The following is a 19,061-nucleotide window of genomic DNA, read 5'->3' as shown; positions in this document are numbered from 1 at the left end:
GCTGACGCGTCGTGCCGCGCATCGTCTGAGAATGCGCGCTTGGGTCGTCAAGCGGCCCGCCCGCTCGTCCGGCGAAAGTTAGCCTAGAAATCGACCAGGAGGTGAAGATGTCGCTGATTGCCCTTGCGCACCGAGTGCGTGGCCAGCGTGCATTCACCCGCACCCTGCTGATGGTGATCGCCGTAACAGGCGCCGTCATCGTGGGGCTCTTGGCGATGCACTCCCTCAACACCCACACCACCGCCTCCGGGCACGGAAAGACGGTGGCTGTTGCGGCGGAGGTTTCGACCCATCACGATGCGTCCCCCCTCGCCGCCGAGCTGAACACGACCGCCGCGCACGACGACAGCTGCGGCGACTGCGGCGACGACCACGCCATGGCCTGGATGGCCTGCGTATTGGCGCTGCTTGTCAGCGTGCTCGTGCTCGCCCGCCACCGCATCGGGTGGCGCATCATCGGCAGAAACGACCTGCTCCGCGCAGTGCAGGCCCGGTGGCCCGCACCCAGACACGTTGTCTCGCCACTTTCACTCACCGTTCTCTGCATCAGTCGCACGTGATGACGCGTCCGCCCGCCCTCTCGCGCGCGGGCAACGCATCTTCCGGCACGACGACCGTCGCGCCTCATCACTGACCAATGGAGAACATCACCATGAACACCCGTACCGCGGCGACCGCCGCGCTCACCCTCGCGACCCTGCTCACTCTCGCCGGATGCTCCGGCGGGACCACTTCGGGCGGCAGCATGCCCGGAATGGACCACGGAGGCAGCAGCAGCAGCGCTACCCCCGCGCAATCTGCCGACGCCAACGAGGCGGACGTCATGTTCGCCAGCATGATGATCGAGCACCACACCCAAGCAATCGAGATGTCCGACACGCTCCTGTCGAAAGACGGCATCGACGAGCGCGTCACCGCCCTGGCAGAGCAGATCAAAGCCGCTCAAGAGCCCGAGATCGCGACCATGGAAGGCTGGCTCGAAGACTGGGGAGCCAGCTCCTCCGAAATGGGCAGCATGGACCACAGTGGCGGCGGAATGATGAGCGAGGACGACATGCAGGCGCTCGAGCAGGCCACCGGCACGGACGCCGCCCGACTGTTCCTTCAGCAGATGATCGAACATCACCGCGGCGCGATCGAGATGGCCCAGGAAGAGGCCAGCAACGGCCAAAACAGCGACGCCGTCGACCTGGCGAACCAGATCGTCGAGTCGCAGACGTCGGAGATTGCGACCATGGAGGAGCTTCTGGCAACTCTCTGATCACCCGGGTGGGGCGCGGAAAGCCGCCGCGCCCCACCTGATCAGACGAAACGCACCATCATGAGCCACCACCCGATCTTCCGCGCGGCATCAATTCGCATGCGCACCCTCCCCACCGCCGTTGTCCTCGCGACCACCGCACTCGCTCTCGCGGGGTGTGCCGGGGCACCTACTCTCACGGGCAACGCCCACCCCGAACAGGTGCTCTCACACGTTCACGGCATTGTTGAAGACCCTGCCGGTGAAGGGTTTCTCCTCGGAACACACGAGGGGATCTTCACCGTCACTTGGGACGGTGAGCTTGGTCCCCGCCTCGCAGACACCGATTTCGATGCGATGGGCCTCACCGTTGTCGACGACACGCTTGTGGTGTCCGGCCACCCCGGCCGAAACACCCCACCCGAACTCGGCACACCCAACCTCGGCATTATCCGCAGCGCCGACAACGGAACAACGTGGGAGCCCACCGCTTTCACCGGCGAGAAAGACTTCCACGCCCTCACCGCAGGCCTCGACGGCACCCTCTACGGCGTCGCCACAGACGCCAGCGAAGTCCTCACCAGCAGCGACGGCGGGGCCACATGGCAGTCAACCGGGGCATCCGTCTACGCCATGTCTATCGCCGCTGATGCAGCCGGGCGGGTCATCGCATCCACCTCGGAAGGTCTGATGGTCAGCACCGACCGGGCCGTGACCTTTCAAGAATGGGCGGGCGCCCCCCGCCTCGTCGGCCTCAGCTCCTCCCCAGACCACAACCGAGTAGTCGGCATCGGCTCCCAAGGGAAGATCTGGACCACAACCGCCGGTGCCCAAAACTGGTACGAAGTCGGAACAGCCCACGGCGCCGCCCAAGCCGTCACCATCACGAACAACGGTGACATCCTCGTCGTCGACGACAGCGGTCTCACCCTCGTCCAGAGCCCTTAGCCCGAGCCCGAGGAGGGCCTGCGTGAAGCCCTTCGTGAGGCCGTGACTCTTCCAGGTTCCGCGTGTATCCTGGGGCGCACAACGGGCCGGTTACCGGAACGTTGCCAGCCTAAGACCCCGCTTCGGCGGGGTCTTAGTTTTTATGGCGTCCAGATCCAATCGTGCGAGGTCGACACCTCGACCAACCCACTCAAGCGCGTCATCGTCGCCGCGGACTTCGGGTGCGTCTCTGTCACCGTGTGTCGGCGCCGTCGCAGATAGACGGCGAGGTCGACGGCTTGCAACCCGACAGCGTTCTTGGATGACGCGAATTGAATCGGGGACGAGATCAGATCCAGCTTGCTCGATCGGTATCCGGGTGTGCCGAGCAGCTGGTAGCTCTCAAACTGCCGCCGATGCTCTTCCTGCGTCGCGATCTCGTCCGCGACGACGATCACCTCCTCCGTGTCGGAGAAGAAGTAGTGGCGCCGGTAGGCATTCACCCGCTCAAGCAGATGCTGCAAGACGACCTTGTGGGGCTGATCCGGGTACCGGTACCGCGCATTGAGGCGGTTCACGTCCACGCCGCGGAAGAGGTAGCGAACCTCCACGTCCCGGGCGATGCGCAGCGCGGACGCGTAGATCCCTGCCGCTTCACGGTGCTTGCCCCTCAGCGGTGACCATTCGCCAGCCCCGCCCATCAGCTCGTGGCCGTGAAACTCTACGTCGGCCGGCACCCCATGGTCCGCTGCGATCTGGATACGAAGAGCGGCGTACCCTTCCTCGAGCTGTTCCCACTTCTCCTGTGTCGTGATGGCGGCGCCGATGAAGTAAAAGTCCTGGTTATAGGACTCGTCGACGTAAGCAATCAGCACTTAGACATCATGACAGCGGCATGCTCGCTACCGTCGCCGCGAGAATGCCCGAGTCGCCCGAGCCTCGACGATCCAATCGGCACCTAGCCCGTTCGCGACAAAGGCCCCCGAAGAGATTTCCTCTCCGGGGGCCGTCGTTCAGGCGTGACGCGAACTTCCCCTTCCGCGTCGCTCAGTGGTTACTTCGTGAGGTCGGGCTTTCCAAACCCCATGCCGGACTTGGGCGTCGGGGGGAAGGGCTCGCCCTTGACCGAGGTGACCTCATCGCCGGTGCGGCCCCCTCGGGGGCCGACGACAGGGTACTGGCCGCTCTTCGGGACCGTCTGGCCCGGGCGGAACTGCGGCTTAGAAGCCATTTCTTCTTCTTTCCGGAGCGCCGGGGCGTTCCTCCTCGCGGTTGCGGCTCAGCAATGGTGCTGAGCTTTGCTGCGAAGAGCTAGTCTCGGACGAGAATCCTGCCAGATTCGACCTCGACCCTGAACGCCCCTGACCTCTTCCGAGAGCGGGATGCGCTCGGGGTCGTGGTGCTTCCACCTTTAGTCTTCCTCGTATCACTGACATTTGAGGTCGACGACACGCCGATAGAAATATCCGCATTTGGCGGCGGGGGATTTAGAGTTCGAGCCCCTAAGTAGGGGCTAGAACCCGCTCCAGCGCTGTGGTGACTGGTGGAGAACGGAATCTGCAAGGCGCGTTTCACGAGCGGCCACGGTTGGAAGGGTGTACCTGTGCGTCGTAAAGACGGCGGAGGTCGTCTGCCTTCAGCATCCAGCCGTCCGCGCTGAAGCTGCGGGGCCGACTGTCCATGATTCGGCGGTACTCCGTCAGCATCCGTCGGTACATGCCGAGCACCTGCATGTGCGAGTTGCCGTTGTCACTTTCTGCAATCTGGGGCGCAAGTTCGGTCCAGTGTTGACCGTCGGACATCAGGAACCTGACGTAACGGGCCATGTGGCCCTCCAGAGAGTCGTTGTGGTCGAATCCACGGAACCGCAGGCCCTCAGCCACTTCTGCATCAACTGGCGTACCAGCCTTCTCGAGCTTCTCGACGCTGTAGGTGATGACTCGGTGCATATCCAAGATGTCGAGGACCTGCTCGCTGTCCTTCGACGAGAGTTCCGTCTCAAACCCGGCGACCTCGAGCCAGTACTGCCCGGTGTAGCCGGCCTCAAGGATTTCGGCTTTCTTCAGCTGGTACTCCTCGTCGCCGTCCTCGCCGTTTGCATCCTCGGGAAGAACCCGGGCGAGGATGCGGTGGAGGAGGGACAGGACGAGTCGATCGCGGAGGGTGAAGCTCTCCGGTGCGGGCTGGTCTCCGTGTCGCGCGGAGCGCTCCGAGATGGGGACCACTGCCTCGCGCAACAGATCCCTCACCAGGTCACTGAGGGTTACTCCCTCGGCGTCGGCGATTTCTTTCAATCGTTCGTGGACGTGATCGTCTACTCGAACATTCAACATGGCCATCTGTGTTACCTCTTTCGTGTAATACGGTTTTGTAACCGCGTAACACAGTATAGTGCATCTGATCGGCGATGAGCCTGGACTGGCATGTGGTGCGAAACCGATCGGTTTCGCACCACATGCAGGGTCGTCGACGGGGTGCCGGAATGTGAGTCTTGGCGTTCTGTGGCGGCGTCCTGACGCCGCTCCGCGTCGCGCCTAGTCGAGGAGTTCGACCTGGATACGAGCGGCGACGGCATCGCGGAGTGGCCGGACGTTCTCGGCGCTCCAGTCGGTCGGGTCGGGGAACTTCCATTCCAGGAACCGGCCGGTGGGCGCGGCAGGGAGCGTGAGCCCGGGCTTCATGGCGACCACAATGTCCGCCGTCTCGAGGTCTTCGACCGTGACGGCACGGGGCGTGCGGTCGCTGATGTCAAGGCCGAGTTCTGCGACGGTGGCCGCGATCGCGGGGTTCACGCTGTCGGCAGGGGAGAGGCCGGCGGAGGTGGCGGTGTAACGGTCCCCGGCGAGGACTTCGAGCAGGCCCGCGCCGAGCTGAGAGCGTCCGGCGTTGTGCTGGCAGAGGAAGAGGACGGTGGGATTGTGCGTCATGCGGGGGTCACTACTCCGGTGTGGGTGCGGGTCCAGGTCTGGGTGGCGATCTGCACGGCATCCCAGGGGGAGCCGAGCGGGGGTGTGTAGGAGAGGTCGAGGTCGGAGACCTGCTCAACGGTGAGGCCAGCGAACAGGGCGGTGGCGTAGGTGTCGACGCGCTTGGCGGTCTCGGTGCCCAGGCGTCCGACGAGTTGCGCGCCGAGAAGGCGTCCGTCGCCGGTGTCGCCGGTGATGCGGATCGTGATCGGCTGAGCGCCGGGGTAGTAGCGCTTGTGGTCGTCCGCGACGGCCGTCGTGGTCGCTGGGGCGAACCCGGCGGCGAGGGCTTCATGCTCGCGCAGACCGGTGCGTGAGGCCACCAGGTCGAACACCTTCACGACCTGTGTGCCGACCGATCCCGCGAAGCGGGCATCCCCGCCGAGGGCGTTCTCCCCGGCCACACGACCCTGCTTGTGGGCGGTGGTCCCGAGAGGCAGATACGTCACCCCGAGCAGGCAGTGGTGGGTGGTCACTCCGTCGCCCGCGGCGTAGACGTGCGGGAGGCCCGTGCGCATCGCCTCGTCCACGACGACGGCGCTGCTGGCGCCGAGGGTGGCGCCTGCGCGGGCGAGCAGGTCGGTGTTCGGCTTCACTCCGACGACGAGGAGCACGACGTCGGCGGTGCGGGTGAGGGGGGAGCCGTTGTGGTCGGCGTGCACGGCGAGGCCTGTGGCGGTCTTCTCGATCGAGGCGACTGTGGTGTGAGTGAGGACTTCCACGTCGTGGTCGGTGAGTTCGGTGTGGACGAGGGCGCCGAGTTCGGGGTCGAGGGTGGAGAGCACTTCGAGGCCGCGCTGGAGCTGGGTGACCTGGAGGCCGCGGACGGTGAGGGCTTCGGCCATCTCGAGGCCGACGTAGCCGGCGCCGACGATGATCGCGGTCTGCGGGTCGCGCTCATCGAGATAGCGCTCGAGCGCGAAGGTGTCTCCCATCGAGTGCAGCACGTGCCCCCCGTCCTCCGGGCCGAGCTGGTCGACGCCGGCGATACCGGCGGAGGAGGCGAGAGCGCCGGTTCCGACGATCAGTTCGTCATATCCGATCCGGTCGAGAGAGCCGTCAGGGGTGCGCACGGTGAGCTGCTGCCCGGCGACGTCGATGTCCGTTGCGAAGGTGTCCAGGCGCAGGCTCATGCCGGTGGCTTCGAGGTCGGCGTGCGTGCGGTGCGCGAGCGACTGCCAGGGCTGCACCTCGCGGGAGAAGTAGTACGGAATCCCGCAGATGGAGAAGTTCGGGTAGGAGTCCGCAACCACCACGGTCACGTCTACGGAGGGGTCGAGCTCGCGGGCGCGGAGCGCTGCGGAGATTCCCGCGTCGCTGCCGCCGATAGCGACGAGATGCATCAGAGAAGGCCTTCCAGATCAGGTGTGTGAAGAGGTCGAGGTGACGGGGACCACGAGGTCACCGGCCGCCCGCGCGGCACCCGGGAACAGGAACAGCGCCAGACCGACGCCGATCGCGGCGCCGATGAGCTGCGCGGCGACGAAGGGCAGGACCGAGGTGGGGGCGATGCCGGCGAAGGTGTCGGTGAAGACACGGCCGAGGGTCACGGCGGGGTTCGCGAACGAGGTCGAGGACGTGAACCAGTACGCGGCACCGATGTACGCACCGACCGCGGCCGCCGCGAGCGGTCCCCGGTTGGTGCGGGCGAGGGAGAGGATGACGAGCACGAGCCCCGCCGTGGCGACGATCTCCCCCAGCAGGTGCCCGGCGGTGACGCGCTCGGTGGTCGCGATCGCGGTCGGGACCTCGAACATCGCATTCGCGAGGACCGCCCCGCCCATGCCGCCGAGCAGCTGCACTCCGCAGTAACGGACTCGGGCAGCTGTTGTAGTCCGTCGCGGGCGCTCCTTGTCGACGCCGGGGGAAGGACGCTAGATCGTCTGTTCCCGCTGCGTGCGTAGCACCGCCCACCCACCTAATACGAGCACGCTTGCGGAGCCAACGGCCAGGATCACTCCACCGAGGTCCTGGTCCTCGACCGGTGTTCTACCCCAAGTGCGCCCCATCGCTCCGAACCAGTCGGCGGCCATGAGGCCCGCAGTGATGATGTACACGGAGACAGCCGCCATTGCCACGCCCAAACCGAGAATCATCAACAGCCTCACCGCTGCCGGTCCACGAGCAGCCTCATAGTCACCTACGAAGCCAAGCACGAGCAGAGAACCTACAAGGAGGACTAATGCCGTAGTCATCTGCCGCCCGAGGAGATCTCCTGCCCACCAACGGAGGAGGCCGGAACTGACAAGCAGCCAAACCAACGCAGCTGCGGCTGGGACGGCGACAACCGGCGCTGAAACGAACCGCACCCCTCGCGAATGCACGAGCCCCTGGACCCATTCATATCCTCCCCTGCTGCCGTCGCCGCGACGTTGGGCCGCTGTGCGGGCGAGCTGCATCGGCGCGCCGGCTGCGAGAAGGGGCACCACCCCCACAAAGAGGATGACGACCGTTAAGACGTGCGCGCTGTAAATGTAGCTGCGGTAGGTGCTCAGCGCTCCTCCGGTGATCCATACCAGCAGGAGCGTCCCTGCCACCCACGCGACCGACCGCCAGGGGTTCCACAGGTGTCCGCGAGCCCTAAGCCTCAGCACTGCGCGTACGTAGAAGATCAGTCCGAGCACGGCCACGACCAACCACAGCACGTCAGGGCTCCACGCCGTGAACCAACGCGACATGGTCCACTCAGGAGGTAGCGGAGCGCCGGTGAGTACCTGAGCCGGTGTGAGCGCGCCTACAGGTTCGGGGAGGATGGGCGGTGGCGTTCGCGCAAGAGCGGCAGCAGCTCCGCTAGCGATCCCCATCAATCCCAACTCCGCACACAACAGCAGCCAGAAAATTTTGGAGTCGCCGGGATTGGCGCGCATCCTTCCGAGTAGACGCCGTCGATAGATCGCCCCCAGAACACCTATGGCAGTAAGGGCTACAACCTTGACGATAAGAATGAGACCGTAGGCGGAGGCGAGCGCGCCCAGATTTTCTAGGCCGATGGCGGCGCGAACCGTGCCCGAGAACGCGACGAGCACAAAAGTAATGACGGCGATGGTAGAGAATCGCACCAAGACTGTCGCCATCTCACTCTCGGGAGTGACGGACCGAATGACCGCCAGCAGAAGCAGACCACCGAGCCAGATCGCTGCGGCGAGGATGTGGATGACGATGGTTGTCGTGGCTTGCTGGTGAGAGGCCTCATCACCTGAGTGGCCTTGTGTTCCCATCGGGACGAGCGCTGCGAGTGCGAGAAGTGCCACGGTCACTGTCCCGCCCCATGAACGCACCGAAAATGTGAGCACGGCGAGAATGGCACCCGCAATGGTCGTCATCAACCACACACGTCCCCCCTCGGTCTGTACGAGGTATCGGCCCAGCTGAGACCCAAACTCGGGACCGGCATCCAATGCGGGGTTGAAGATGACCATGAAGCTGAAAAAGCCAGTAGCAGCAGATGCCACAGTGAAGATGGCGGCGGACACCGCGGCAACATCCAACGCCAATTCGAACCCGCGCTGTTCGACGCGCAACGTGAACAAGGCGACAAAGAGCACCCCTCCCATTCCCGCGGCGCTCAGGTTCACGACAAGCTTCGACACTGGCAGCCCCCACCGTATGAGGGGACCGGCGTCGGCCAGTTGCAAGGGGGCCGCCCCACCGCCGACCGCGAGAGCGCACACCAATGCAACGACTGCGCTGACGATAAGGATGAAGAGGGCACTCACGCGGTACACGTTCCAACGGCGCGGCTGCAAAGACGGACGCCGCGTGGAGCCAGGCGCCCCGGCCGTCACCGGAGGATGGGCGTGCCCGAGCTTGGCGCCGGAGGTAGACATCAGTTCAGCCCCGAATAGGCGTGCAGACCCTTGAAAAACATGTTCACGGCGGTGAAGTTGAACAGCACCGCAGCGAACCCAACTATGGACAGCCATGCAGATCGGTTACCGCGCCACCCACGGGTGGCACGGGCGTGGATGTACCCGGCATACAGCACCCAGATGATGAAAGTCCACACCTCCTTAGTGTCAAAACCCCAGAAGCGCCCCCAGGAGTCGTTTGCCCAGATAGCGCCGGCAATGAGGGTGAAAGTCCAAAAGATGAAGCCAATGATGGCGAACCGGTAGGCCAGGGCTTCCAGGTTTTCTGAGGTGGGCAGGGTTCGAAGCAGACCCCGCCGCGTATTGACGGAGGAGCGATTCTCGCGCCGGTGTTGCAGAACCTGCGTCACGGACAGGCCGCACGCGATGGCGAACAGCGCGGTCGCAAGGGAGGCTACGAAGACGTGGATGACAAGCCACACGCTACGTAGCGGGTCCATTAGAGGGGTGACCTCGACGTAGAACGCCAAGGTCGCACCACCGAGAAGAAGGACGACCATCCCAAGCAGGAAGGACCCGAGGAAGCGCAGGTCGTACCGCCGAAGGGCGAAAAGGAACACACCGACGATGAGAAGAGTGCCGGTGAGTGCGAATTCGTACATGTTCGCCCACGGCACGCGGGCTGCGGCGATGCCTCGAAGGACGTCCCCGCTCAGCTGCAGCACGAACCCTAAGATGGTGAGGGCGGTTCCGATACGAGCCCATACGAGACGTTCGCGATCACGTGGCGGCACTTGCAATTGCACCGCGGCCGTCGGGGCCGCCACCGGTGGAGCAGGGGTTCCGACCGAGACGAGCTCTGCGGCGGGCACCTCAACGCGAGCCACGCGCACGGCAAGATCGATGGCATACGCCGCAAAGGCGAGCGCATAAACGCCGATGGCAGTCCACACCATCAGCAGGGACAGCCCATCAACGGTAAGGGCGGTTGACTCGGTCACGAGGGAAGTCCTTAAATCGTCCAGCACTCTTTGACGGTGCCGGTGGTTGCCAGGGCGAGGGTCGGGACGCGTTCGGTGAAGGATCGGGTGGTCTCGGGGAAGGGGTCGTACTCGACGACCCGCCACCCTACGACGCCAAAATCCTCGTCCAAGGCTTGAATGGCGCACGCGAACCGTACGCCGGAGGGAGGGGTGGCTTGGAAAGATACAGCCACAGCCCGCTCGTCAACGACGAGGTAACCGGTCTCGGCGATGGAAATGTCGTCCAAGCTGTTTCGAAGCGTGATCCAGACCAGATACGCAATGGCGGCGGCTGCGAACACCGTGACACCGATCCAGAAAACCCGGCGACGCCAGGGACGGGAAGTGCGGCCGTATCGGTCGTCGAGTTTCGTCTGCAGTGCGGTTCGCTGCGATGCGGCGCGACGCCCGCCACCGCGCATGGTGAGGGCGCGTTCATTCACTGAGCATTCGCTTCCAACCAGGCCAGGGAGTCCACGGCGACGTCATTGACGGTCATTTCGAAATGCAAATGGTTCGCAGTGGATCGGCCGGTGCTTCCCACAAGGCCGAGGAGTTGACCCGCCTGTACTTCCTGGCCGCTGTCGACTTGTCTGCTGTTGTATTGCATGTGCGGGTAGACGGCTCGGATACGTTGGCCGTCGACGACGGACTCAACGGTGACAGCGACGCCGTAGGCGCCATAGCTTTCGCTCGAGACACCGACCGTCCCAGCTACGGACGCATAGATCGGCGTGCCACCCTGGGTCACCATGTCGGTGCCCATGTGCGCCCCGCCTCTGGCCCCGAATCGGTCCGTCACTCTGAACGTCGAGGTCAACGGCCAGCGCACGACCCCGCTACCGGCGGCGAGGACGGGGACTACCCGTTCAGCAGCGAGGGTGGTAGCGGGTCGAGCTGCGCGTGCTGCTGCGGCCGCGGCCGCCGCAGCGTCTCTCGCCCTCTTTTGCTCGATCTCGTCCTGAGAGGTCGCTGCGTAGCTCTGCCTGTCGAGGGGCGAAGCGGGGAGCGCGGAGGACGCGGTGAATTGTTGCGAGTCGTCCGCAGAAGCTTGCTGCAAGGTTGACTCGGTCTCCGCGACAGGTGAGGCCGCGTACGCCGGCAGCGCTAGAGGAAACATGAGCGCCAGCGCCAACGCACTCGCAACAAGCGGACGGGCGCCCAATGCGCGCGCGGCCTTCGGACGGCGAACGCTCCGCGCGTCACGCATCCTGAGCTCGTTAGCGTGGCGCCGTTCCCTTCGTGTCAGGAGGAGTGGCTGGTGTGTCGACTGGGTCTCACTGCTCATCGACGGTGCCCTTTTGCTGCTTCACCTGCTGTCGCCGACGCCGTCCGGACGAGAAAAAGACAAGCGCCGCCGCGCCGAGAATGACGACAGCGACGCCCGTCACTACGAGCGGAACACTGATGCTGCTTGTCGGCTCATCGACCTCCGCCACGGCGCCCGCCATCGCGCTCTGCTCTGGCGTCGAAGAGATGGTTGGGCTTTGCCCGGGTGCGGAGGGGGAAGCCGCAATCGCAGAGGCTTCCGGTTCCGCGGACGTTGAAGGTGCCACAGGAGCGTCAACAGTGAACGCGTATTCACCGCTGATCGGATGACCGTCGCTGGAGACCACGCGCCAGCGAACCGTGACTACGCCTGGCGACGAGAGTGGCTCCACTGCCTGGGTCACCTTCGTGTCAGTGACCACGGGAGTCGTCAGCGCGACGTTCGTTCCGGCGGAGTCGATGACTTCCACCACGATGGCACTAGAGGCGTCAAAAACCTCGCCGCTGTATGTCATCGAGACTTCGGTCGGGATCGACGTGACGACCTCATCCGCTGCTGGAGAGGACGTAACTAGGGCGTCGTGAGCACGAGCCGGCGACGAACTGGGCAAGACAAGTGCCGCGGATAGAGCCATCACAGCAATACCGGCGGCTGCGAACCAGCGAGGCGAACGGGTAGCGAAAAGCTTGTGCATGGGTGTCTTTCAGTGAGACTGCGGTGCCCGGGGATCCAGCACATACGGCAGTCGTCGATTAATCGGACCTAGAACGCTCCGAGTGCATCCGTACGACCGCGCCCGAAGGGGTGGGAGAATGCGTTTGACCACACCCTCGCTGGCATCACATCAGCTGAGAAGGTGTGAGTCTCGGAGCGCCGGCACGGATCAGGTCCGTGAAAGAGACAGCTCGATCAGACTTCGCGTCTGAGAGCGTGGGCGGGCAGTACACACAATTTGAGGCCGTGCGCGTCGAGGTAAGCGGATGGCACTGAGCTGCACCCTCATGAGACGGAAGCGACGCTCCAGTACCATTCCCGCAACGCACACACCTACCAGGCATAGCGCCACAGCCGCCGCCGGGAGAGCCTGCGCCAGGCTGACGACAACGTCGCCGGTGGGCTCATCTAAAACTGCCTGACCACTGTGACCGCTCTCCAACGTAAGGGCTGGGGAGGTGGCATCAGACCTCGCGGAAGCATCCGAGTGGCTGCTTGACCACACAGCGATAAGACACATCAAGAACAAGAGGAGGCTGGCTATGATCCTCATTCTCACGACGGAGGCGGTACTGCCCACGAGTGGGGCGCTTCCCGCGGTCACCAGCATCGCAGCGATGGTATCAACCCGGGCTGCACATCGCAGCCGGGCCGGGGCAGCTTGGCATCGGAGGCGGAGTGTGCGCTCCCCGTGCGGGGTGTGCGACAAGGTCTGCTGTCCGTCCAGCTCACGACCGTTTCCGCGCACCAACGTGGATGTGCAGACGGACCCACAACAGCACAACGGCCGACGCGACGACCATTGCAGTCTCGACGATGGGGCTGAGCCAACTTGCCGGCGTGATTCCTGCCCGTAGCGGCACCTCGCTCACTCGCCCAGCGGCCGTGTCCACCCCGATGGTCTCCACGATGGAACCATCGGGATTGATCACTTGGCTCGTTCCTACAGTGGAAACATTGACCACCGCGCGCCCCGTTTCGATGGCTCGCATCCGCGCGATGGCCAGCTGCTGCACGTTCTCGTCTGTTCCGCGGAAGTCGGCGTTGTTTGTCTGGAAGATGTAGACCTGCGCGCCTCGCTGTGCCGCATCAAAGATCACGTCGTCATAAATGACGTCAAAACAGATCGCCAACCCTATGCGGGTGTCTCCCACATCCATCACTGGCGCCGATCTGCCTGGGCTGTACTCCCGCTGGATCAGGCCGACAAGGTCAGGCGCGAGACGTTCGAACAGCCACCGGTCGGGCACGTATTCACCGAACGGGACGGGGTTGATCTTGTCGTAGGTCTGCTCGCTACCGTCCGTTTCCCACAGCATGGTCGAGTTAAAGGTCTGCTCGCCTCTTGTGGTTGCCGCGTTGATCAGGAGAGGGGCACCGTATGCGGCGGATATTTCACCCAGCAGTCGACGCGTGGGTTCTGAGGACGCCGGGTCGATGTCTACGGAGCCTTCCGGCCAGGCGAGTAGGTCCATCCGCTGGCCCAGAATCGCTTTCGATGCTGATGCTTGGGCTCGGAGCATGTCGCCTTTGTCGCGGTCGTCAAAGTAGCCTGCCGGCCCGTTGCCTTGGACCCACCCGACAGTAAACGTTCCGACGGTCTGGGTGGCGTACTGGGGTGTGACCGCCATGAGTAGGACACCCACGAGCGCTGGTAGGCCTGCGCGCAGGGTGCGACGCCCCGGCCGGAGGGCCTGCACGCTCGCGGCGCACACACCCACCACGAGGAAAGTCACACCCGTCGATCCCACCCAGGACGCCACCTCAGGAAAAGGTCCCGACACTTGCGTCATTCCTACCCGTACCCAGGGGAACCCCGAATACGGCCACATTCCGACAAGCACTTCCCGCGCGGCCCACAAGGCCGCGACCAGAGCAGGGATACCCAGCAGGTCCAACACTCCGCCGAGCCTGCGTACTTTGACCCAACGGTAAGCGAGGGTGATGGTCACGCTGCCGACACCGATGAGTACCGTTTGCAGCGCGCTGAGGGCCAACCAGGGCACAGGTCCGAGAAACTGGGCCACCCATATGAGGTGGGCAAGGTTGAACACGGCCCCGAAGACGCACCCCACGACGAAAGAAGCGAGCGTGCTTCTTCCGAGGAGAGCTGCGAGCAGGATCGTCACGCTCACGAAAGCAAGCGGCCACCATCCGAGGTCCGGTGTGGCCGCATCCATTAGCAACCCCGATGCTGCCGCCAAGGGCAACGCCGCCGTCACGGGCAAGGTACCCACGCCGCCGGTCCACATAGAGGGTTTGCGCAGGTCGCCGGTTGGCCCTCGAAGTGCTGTCATGCGGACCCACGTTGTTCGAGCCGGCGCAGGTACTCGTTGTACTCGTCGAGCTCCGGGTCCCCGTGGGCATCCGCCCACCTGCTTGCAGCGGCGTCACGAACGGAATCGTGCCGGAACCACCGGTGCATCACGATCAGGATCATGATGAGTGTGGGCGCCTCGCCATAGGACCACGCGAGACCGCCGGCTACGCGTTGATCCTCGATCGGGTCAATGCCCAAAGCCATGGTCGATTCAGCGAATGTTCCCACCACCAGACTGGTCGCCATCATGAGGAACACCCCAAAAAAGGCGTGCAACGCTGCCTCGGCAAAAAGGTCGAGCGCCCGACCGCCGTGGCTCATGCGGACCGGCAGCGGATCTGTAGAAAGCACAGGAATGGTGAACAGAATTCCGCTGACCAAGAACGCCGCCTCCAAAGCGGTGTGGCCACCGGGTAGGGCTAGGACGGGATCGAGCAGATCGGCAATATACAGGCCGTAGAAGGCCGCGAGGTAGGCAGGTAATGCAACCCAGGGGCTGAGAGCCCATCTTGACCCTTTCCATCGCAACGCGCCGTGCGCCAATCTGAGGATGCTCCTACCGACGCCGCGATGTGGAGTTGCGCGCAGCAGAAGGGCTCCCGGGGAACCGAGCACGAGCAACGGTGGGATAGCCATCATCAATGTCAGTTGCTGGAACATGAACACCGAAAGTAGAGCTTCGCCGTAGTCCTCTACCGCGAGGCCGGTGACGGCAGCGAGGACTGCGCAGCCTGAGACAAAACTCACCGTGCGCAACACCGACCACCGACGACGCTGCCGCCACAGACGTGACGCCCCAAGGAGGTAAATGGCGGCCATCATCGTCGCGGCGACCGGTAAAAGAGTCAACGGGTTCGCTGCGAGCAGCAGGTAGTCACCGAACTCAGGGGACGTGTTCATAGCTGTAGACCTACCGTGACTGCGCGGCCACACTCGCCCGCTCGCATGCTTGTGCGTGGGCATCCGCTAACTGCTCGACCGCACGGGCAAGCCCGGGGTCATCTCCTCGAGCGAGACCGGCGTACTCCACCGAGATCATCGAGTCGGTTGTGGTCGACGAATGGACTTTCACCCAAATACGGCGACGAGGTATGAGAAGTCCGGTGAACAACCCGACGCAAGCCAACACAGAAAATGCCAAGACCCAGCCGCTGCTGGGGTCGCGTTGAATCTGCAAAGACGCGAACCGTTTTACCGGAGCGCCGTCTGCTTCCTCCCATGTGATGGTGCCCCACCCATTAGGCAGCGCACTGGTACTGCCGGGCCTGAGTTCGATGGAGTCCTGTCCGGTGTCGCCGCCGGTGAGTTGCGTGAGTTCGTCAACTGCCAGGGCATAGACGGAACGGGGGGTTCCATCATCGATACCGAGGTCGCCTGCGAAGGCGTTAAGGGTTATGACGGGGTTGATGACGTCGGGGTAGATCGAGGTGGCGGCACCTGAGGGCAAGGTGTCCTGCGTGGGGTAAAAGAAGCCGATCAGCCCGAGTTGCTGCGGCAAGCCGTCCGGAACTTTGACGACACCTAGTGAGGTCATGTTGGAATCCTGGGGAAGGAAGGGTAGTGAGTCGCTGTATACAATCTGGCCTTCCGCGTCCCGGACGGTGAGGGTAGGTGCGTAGCCGTTCCCGAGGAGATGGATGCGGTCACCCCCCACAGTGATCGGGTAGTTGACGACTACCCGCTCGGTCTGGGCATCCGCTCCTGGCGATCGGATGGTGACGTTGGCGGCGAAGTCGCCCGCTTGTCCACCTCCCGGAGAGCCGGCCGGCTGGTATGTGACGTCGAAACGGTCCAGCGTGAGAGAGTACGGCGTCAGATTGGATCCGTCCGCGAAACGGCCGGGGTCGAAGGAGGAAAAGTCACTGAGAGTGTTAACAAACGTTGTCCCCTCCACCACGACACGTTGGCCGGTGTAGGCGAACGCCTTGCCCACGACGACGGAGACGAGCACGCCGACCAGGGCGATGTGAAAGAGCAGGTTGCCGGTCTCTCGGAGATACCCGCGTTCGGCCGAAACGGAGGTCCACCCCTTCCCGTCGTAGCGACGCACGCGATAGCGACGCCGGGTGAGTTCTGTTTCGGCAAGATTCAGCGCTGCGGCGGGGGTAACGTGCTCCGGGATAGCACGCTCGAGGTGTTCGGGGAGTCGAGCGAACCGGATGGGGGTGCGCGGAGGTTGGCCTTTGAGAGCGCGGTAGTGGTGTTTCGCTCTCGGGATGACGCATCCAATAAGGGATACGAACAGCAGCAAATAGATGGACGAGAACCAGGGCGAGTAGTAGACGTCGAAGAGTCCGACTGCATCGAGGAACGGGAACCACTCGGGATTGCTGCGCTCCCATTGGATGACGCCGTTCGGGTCGGCGCCTCGCTGTGGAAACAGTGAACCTGGCACTGCGGCCAGGGCGAGGGACAGCAGGAGGATGAGCGCGGTGCGCATGCTGGTGAGCTGGCGCCATGTCCAGCGGAGCCACCCTTTACCATCGAGCTTCAACTGGGGGCTGTCCTGATCGTCCGTGGCCCCGTCAGAGTGGTCCGCTGGTCGCCGCGGGTCGGAGTCAGCGTGGCGGGTGTCAGAGCGGGAGGGGGACATTGACTACCACCTGTTGCAGAAGTGACATGAGTGAGGTCCACACGCCCGTCACCATGAGCAGCCCGAGGAGGATGAGCACGGCACCTCCGATGAGGTTGAGTGCGCGGATGTGGGTGCGGAGGACTGTGACGGATCGCGCGGCCCACCCCCATCCGAGTGCCAGCACGAGGAAGGGCACGCCGAGGCCGAGGGAGTAGGACAGACCGAGAAGCCCGGCTCGTGCGGGGTCACCAAGGTTCCATGACAGGGACAGAATCGCTGCGAGTGTGGGGCCGATGCAGGGCGTCCAGCCGACACCGAGTGAGAGTCCGAGAAGAGGGGCGCCGACAAGCCCGGCTCGCTCACGGAGGGCAGGGCGGACACTGCTCTGTCCGAGCCGGATTGCGCCCATGAAAGTCAGCCCCAGGACGATGTTCACGACGCCAAACACGCGGGTGAGGAGATCGCCGTAGCGCAGAAGCGCGACCCCGAATAGTCCTCCTAGGACGGTCACGGTGACGAAGACCACGGTAAATCCAGCGATGAAGAGGAGGACGCCTGCCACGAGCCGTCGGCGTGTGGCGACCGCTGTCACACCGTCTTTGCCAGGTGCGGGGGGGAGGGCGGTGACACTGCCGAGGTATCCGAGGTAGCCGGGGACCAGTGGGAGGACACAGGGTGAGAGGAAGGAGATGAGACCGGCGAACAGGGCGAGGGGAATGGCAACCCAGAGCGCGCCGTCAACGACCAGCGTCCCGGCGCTCATGGCGCCTCCGCCAACGTGTCGGCGACAATGCTGGACAGAATTGATGCGCTGGGGAGCTGGCCGATGATACGGGCGGCGAGACGACCCTGGCGGTCCATCACGAGCGTTGTGGGTGTGGCTTGAATCGGGGTGAGCTGCGCGAAGGCGAGTTTCACCTGGCCGTCATTGACGTCGATGACGCTGGGATAGGTGACCTTATTCTCGCGCGCGAACGACAGTGCTGTCTCAGCCTGGTCGTAGGTGTTCACCCCGAGGAAGTCGACCCCCTCGTCCTGGAAACGTAGGAAGACCTCTTCAAGCATGGGAGCCTCGACGATGCATGGTCCGCAGGCGGCGTACCAGAAGTTCACAACGAGCACCTCACCTCGGTAGTCGTCGCTGGTGACGGTTTCACCGGTTTCGATGACGCCTTCGAACTGAACGGGTTCGCCTCTGTCCGCAACGGCGATCTCGGCTACCTGGAAATCTCCATCAGAGAACGAAGCGCCCGCGCTCGCGTCTGATGATTGGGCCGTGGCTGTGCAACCGGTCACCATGCCCACGATGATGAGCGCCGCGCCGAGGGCGATGAGTTTGCGGTTCATGCCCGCTCCCTCTTGATGGTGGCTCCTGCGACAAGAAAGATGACTGCGGCTGCGGGTTGTGCCGCGGTCCACAGGACACCTTCAGCGGGAAGGGGAAGCACCGGATTCCACACCACTGCGATTACCGCGAACACCGGCACCCACCACAGCTGCCGCTCTTGGTAGGCGAACGAGGCGACGATGAGCGCCAAAATCGCCACGATGAAGCGCACGACAGTGAACCAACTACTGTCCAATAGCGCCGGCGACACGAACAGAGCGGCTGCGGCGATCAGACCGGGGGCGAGGGCGTTCCTTTGGTACCGAGATGGCGTCTTCGTCTTCTTCACTGCTTGTCCTCCGGGGAAACATCGAACGGGGGTGGCCCGGCGGGCTCGACCTGAGCGCCGCTATTCGTGCGTTGGCGAAGCAGGAGCAGCACGGCGACCGCTATCGCTCCAGAGGCAAGGAAGATGTCTGCCAGATTGCCGATGAACAGACCCCCGTAGGCGAGGAAGTCGGTGACGTGGCCGACAGCGAAACCGGGTGGCGACATGAATCGATCAATGAGGTTGCCCACAGCTCCGCCGAGGATTAGCCCCACACCAGCCGCCCAGCCCGCCGTTCGCGCGCGGGCCGCCATAACGAAAAGCCCGGCGACGGCTGCCACGCCTACGACGGTGAGAACCCAGGTCATACCCGAACCTGCCCCCAGCACCGCGCCGGGGTTGAAAGCGAGTTGCAGACCGAATGCGTCCCCGATGACGGGCACCCGCCGCCCGTCTGCAAGCGCGGTCAGGGCAACGGCCTTGCTGAACTGATCTATTAACACCGCGGCCGCTGCCACTATGCAGGCGATGGCGAACGGTCGCGTTTTTTCAGCGGTCACTCT

Annotated in this window: 20 protein-coding genes and 1 pseudogene; 3 read left to right on the top strand and 18 right to left on the bottom strand. The window is 64.1% G+C overall.

Going from position 1 to position 19,061, the window contains the following annotated elements; genetic code table 11:
* The first annotated feature begins 107 nt into the window (after nucleotides 1-107).
* The 3 genes from ABC271_RS17960 to ABC271_RS17950 all read left to right on the top strand — a co-directional run bounded on the left by ABC271_RS17960 (nucleotide 108) and on the right by ABC271_RS17950 (nucleotide 2,188).
* Entirely contained in the window at nucleotides 108-560 is a 453-nt protein-coding gene (locus tag ABC271_RS17960) for a DUF6153 family protein (protein WP_412926225.1), read from the top strand.
* 92 nt (nucleotides 561-652) lie between these two features.
* Nucleotides 653-1,261 carry a DUF305 domain-containing protein gene (locus ABC271_RS17955; protein WP_230005441.1) on the top strand — a complete coding sequence of 203 codons (609 nt, stop codon included), beginning with the start codon at nucleotides 653-655 and terminating at the stop codon, nucleotides 1,259-1,261.
* A 60-nt stretch (nucleotides 1,262-1,321) separates the two neighbouring features.
* Nucleotides 1,322-2,188, top strand: a complete 867-nt coding sequence (locus ABC271_RS17950) for a F510_1955 family glycosylhydrolase (protein ID WP_230005417.1) — start codon at nucleotides 1,322-1,324, stop codon at nucleotides 2,186-2,188.
* A 140-nt stretch (nucleotides 2,189-2,328) separates the two neighbouring features.
* On the opposite strand, the gene ABC271_RS17945 is transcribed toward ABC271_RS17950, so the two are convergent.
* The 18 genes and pseudogenes from ABC271_RS17945 to ABC271_RS17860 all read right to left on the bottom strand — a co-directional run bounded on the left by ABC271_RS17945 (nucleotide 2,329) and on the right by ABC271_RS17860 (nucleotide 19,058).
* Nucleotides 2,329-3,042, bottom strand: a complete 714-nt coding sequence (locus tag ABC271_RS17945; RefSeq protein WP_230005416.1) for a DUF3800 domain-containing protein — start codon at nucleotides 3,040-3,042, stop codon at nucleotides 2,329-2,331.
* Nucleotides 3,043-3,221: 179 nt separating this feature from the next.
* Nucleotides 3,222-3,398: a YjzC family protein gene (locus ABC271_RS17940; protein WP_230005415.1), complete on the bottom strand. Its 177-nt coding sequence runs from the start codon at nucleotides 3,396-3,398 to the stop codon at nucleotides 3,222-3,224.
* A gap of 340 nt (nucleotides 3,399-3,738) precedes the next feature.
* Entirely contained in the window at nucleotides 3,739-4,506 is a 768-nt protein-coding gene (locus ABC271_RS17935; protein ID WP_230005414.1) for a YfbU family protein, read from the bottom strand.
* Between the two features lie 195 nt (nucleotides 4,507-4,701).
* Nucleotides 4,702-5,094 carry an arsenate-mycothiol transferase ArsC gene (locus ABC271_RS17930; RefSeq protein ID WP_138174791.1) on the bottom strand — a complete coding sequence of 131 codons (393 nt, stop codon included), beginning with the start codon at nucleotides 5,092-5,094 and terminating at the stop codon, nucleotides 4,702-4,704.
* Complete coding sequence (locus ABC271_RS17925) at nucleotides 5,091-6,476, bottom strand: FAD-dependent oxidoreductase (protein WP_138174789.1); 1,386 nt, start codon at nucleotides 6,474-6,476, stop codon at nucleotides 5,091-5,093. Before ABC271_RS17925 ends, ABC271_RS17930 begins: the two co-directional genes overlap by 4 nt.
* Nucleotides 6,477-6,494: 18 nt before the next feature.
* Nucleotides 6,495-6,944: pseudogene (locus tag ABC271_RS17920) on the bottom strand (MIP/aquaporin family protein); the annotation flags it as partial.
* A gap of 63 nt (nucleotides 6,945-7,007) precedes the next feature.
* On the bottom strand, nucleotides 7,008-8,849 hold the full coding sequence (locus ABC271_RS17915; RefSeq protein ID WP_171024270.1) for a bifunctional copper resistance protein CopD/cytochrome c oxidase assembly protein: 1,842 nt from the start codon (nucleotides 8,847-8,849) through the stop codon (nucleotides 7,008-7,010).
* Nucleotides 8,850-8,959: 110 nt separating this feature from the next.
* Nucleotides 8,960-9,898, bottom strand: a complete 939-nt coding sequence (ccsB, locus tag ABC271_RS17910) for a c-type cytochrome biogenesis protein CcsB (protein ID WP_138174827.1) — start codon at nucleotides 9,896-9,898, stop codon at nucleotides 8,960-8,962.
* Between the two features lie 56 nt (nucleotides 9,899-9,954).
* Nucleotides 9,955-10,407 carry a DUF4307 domain-containing protein gene (locus ABC271_RS17905; RefSeq protein ID WP_230005413.1) on the bottom strand — a complete coding sequence of 151 codons (453 nt, stop codon included), beginning with the start codon at nucleotides 10,405-10,407 and terminating at the stop codon, nucleotides 9,955-9,957.
* Nucleotides 10,404-10,730, bottom strand: a complete 327-nt coding sequence (locus tag ABC271_RS17900; protein WP_230005412.1) for a M23 family metallopeptidase — start codon at nucleotides 10,728-10,730, stop codon at nucleotides 10,404-10,406. The genes ABC271_RS17905 and ABC271_RS17900 overlap by 4 nt, the downstream gene beginning before the upstream one ends.
* A gap of 511 nt (nucleotides 10,731-11,241) precedes the next feature.
* Nucleotides 11,242-11,928: a copper resistance CopC family protein gene (locus tag ABC271_RS17895; RefSeq protein ID WP_082822872.1), complete on the bottom strand. Its 687-nt coding sequence runs from the start codon at nucleotides 11,926-11,928 to the stop codon at nucleotides 11,242-11,244.
* Nucleotides 11,929-12,676: 748 nt separating this feature from the next.
* Entirely contained in the window at nucleotides 12,677-14,245 is a 1,569-nt protein-coding gene (gene lnt / locus ABC271_RS17890) for an apolipoprotein N-acyltransferase (RefSeq protein ID WP_138174785.1), read from the bottom strand.
* Nucleotides 14,242-15,168, bottom strand: a complete 927-nt coding sequence (locus ABC271_RS17885; RefSeq protein ID WP_138174783.1) for a cytochrome c oxidase assembly protein — start codon at nucleotides 15,166-15,168, stop codon at nucleotides 14,242-14,244. The genes lnt and ABC271_RS17885 overlap by 4 nt, the downstream gene beginning before the upstream one ends.
* A 10-nt stretch (nucleotides 15,169-15,178) precedes the next feature.
* Entirely contained in the window at nucleotides 15,179-16,708 is a 1,530-nt protein-coding gene (gene resB, locus ABC271_RS17880) for a cytochrome c biogenesis protein ResB (protein ID WP_308288882.1), read from the bottom strand.
* 133 nt (nucleotides 16,709-16,841) lie between these two features.
* Nucleotides 16,842-17,606 carry a cytochrome c biogenesis CcdA family protein gene (locus tag ABC271_RS17875; protein ID WP_138174779.1) on the bottom strand — a complete coding sequence of 255 codons (765 nt, stop codon included), beginning with the start codon at nucleotides 17,604-17,606 and terminating at the stop codon, nucleotides 16,842-16,844.
* Complete coding sequence (locus ABC271_RS17870; protein WP_138174777.1) at nucleotides 17,603-18,190, bottom strand: TlpA family protein disulfide reductase; 588 nt, start codon at nucleotides 18,188-18,190, stop codon at nucleotides 17,603-17,605. Before ABC271_RS17870 ends, ABC271_RS17875 begins: the two co-directional genes overlap by 4 nt.
* A complete protein-coding gene (locus ABC271_RS17865) occupies nucleotides 18,187-18,519 on the bottom strand; it encodes a DUF6804 family protein (RefSeq protein WP_138174775.1) in 333 nt (110 codons plus the stop codon). Before ABC271_RS17865 ends, ABC271_RS17870 begins: the two co-directional genes overlap by 4 nt.
* Nucleotides 18,516-19,058, bottom strand: coding sequence for a signal peptidase II (locus ABC271_RS17860; protein WP_138174773.1), 543 nt, complete (start codon nucleotides 19,056-19,058; stop codon nucleotides 18,516-18,518). The genes ABC271_RS17865 and ABC271_RS17860 overlap by 4 nt, the downstream gene beginning before the upstream one ends.
* Nucleotides 19,059-19,061: the final 3 nt, after the last annotated feature.

It is taken from the genome of Microbacterium canaveralium, from assembly GCF_047238045.1.
Lineage (GTDB): Bacteria > Actinomycetota > Actinomycetes > Actinomycetales > Microbacteriaceae > Microbacterium.
The sequence above is the reverse complement of the archived record's forward strand: the minus strand, read 5'-3'. Positions and strand labels throughout refer to the sequence as shown.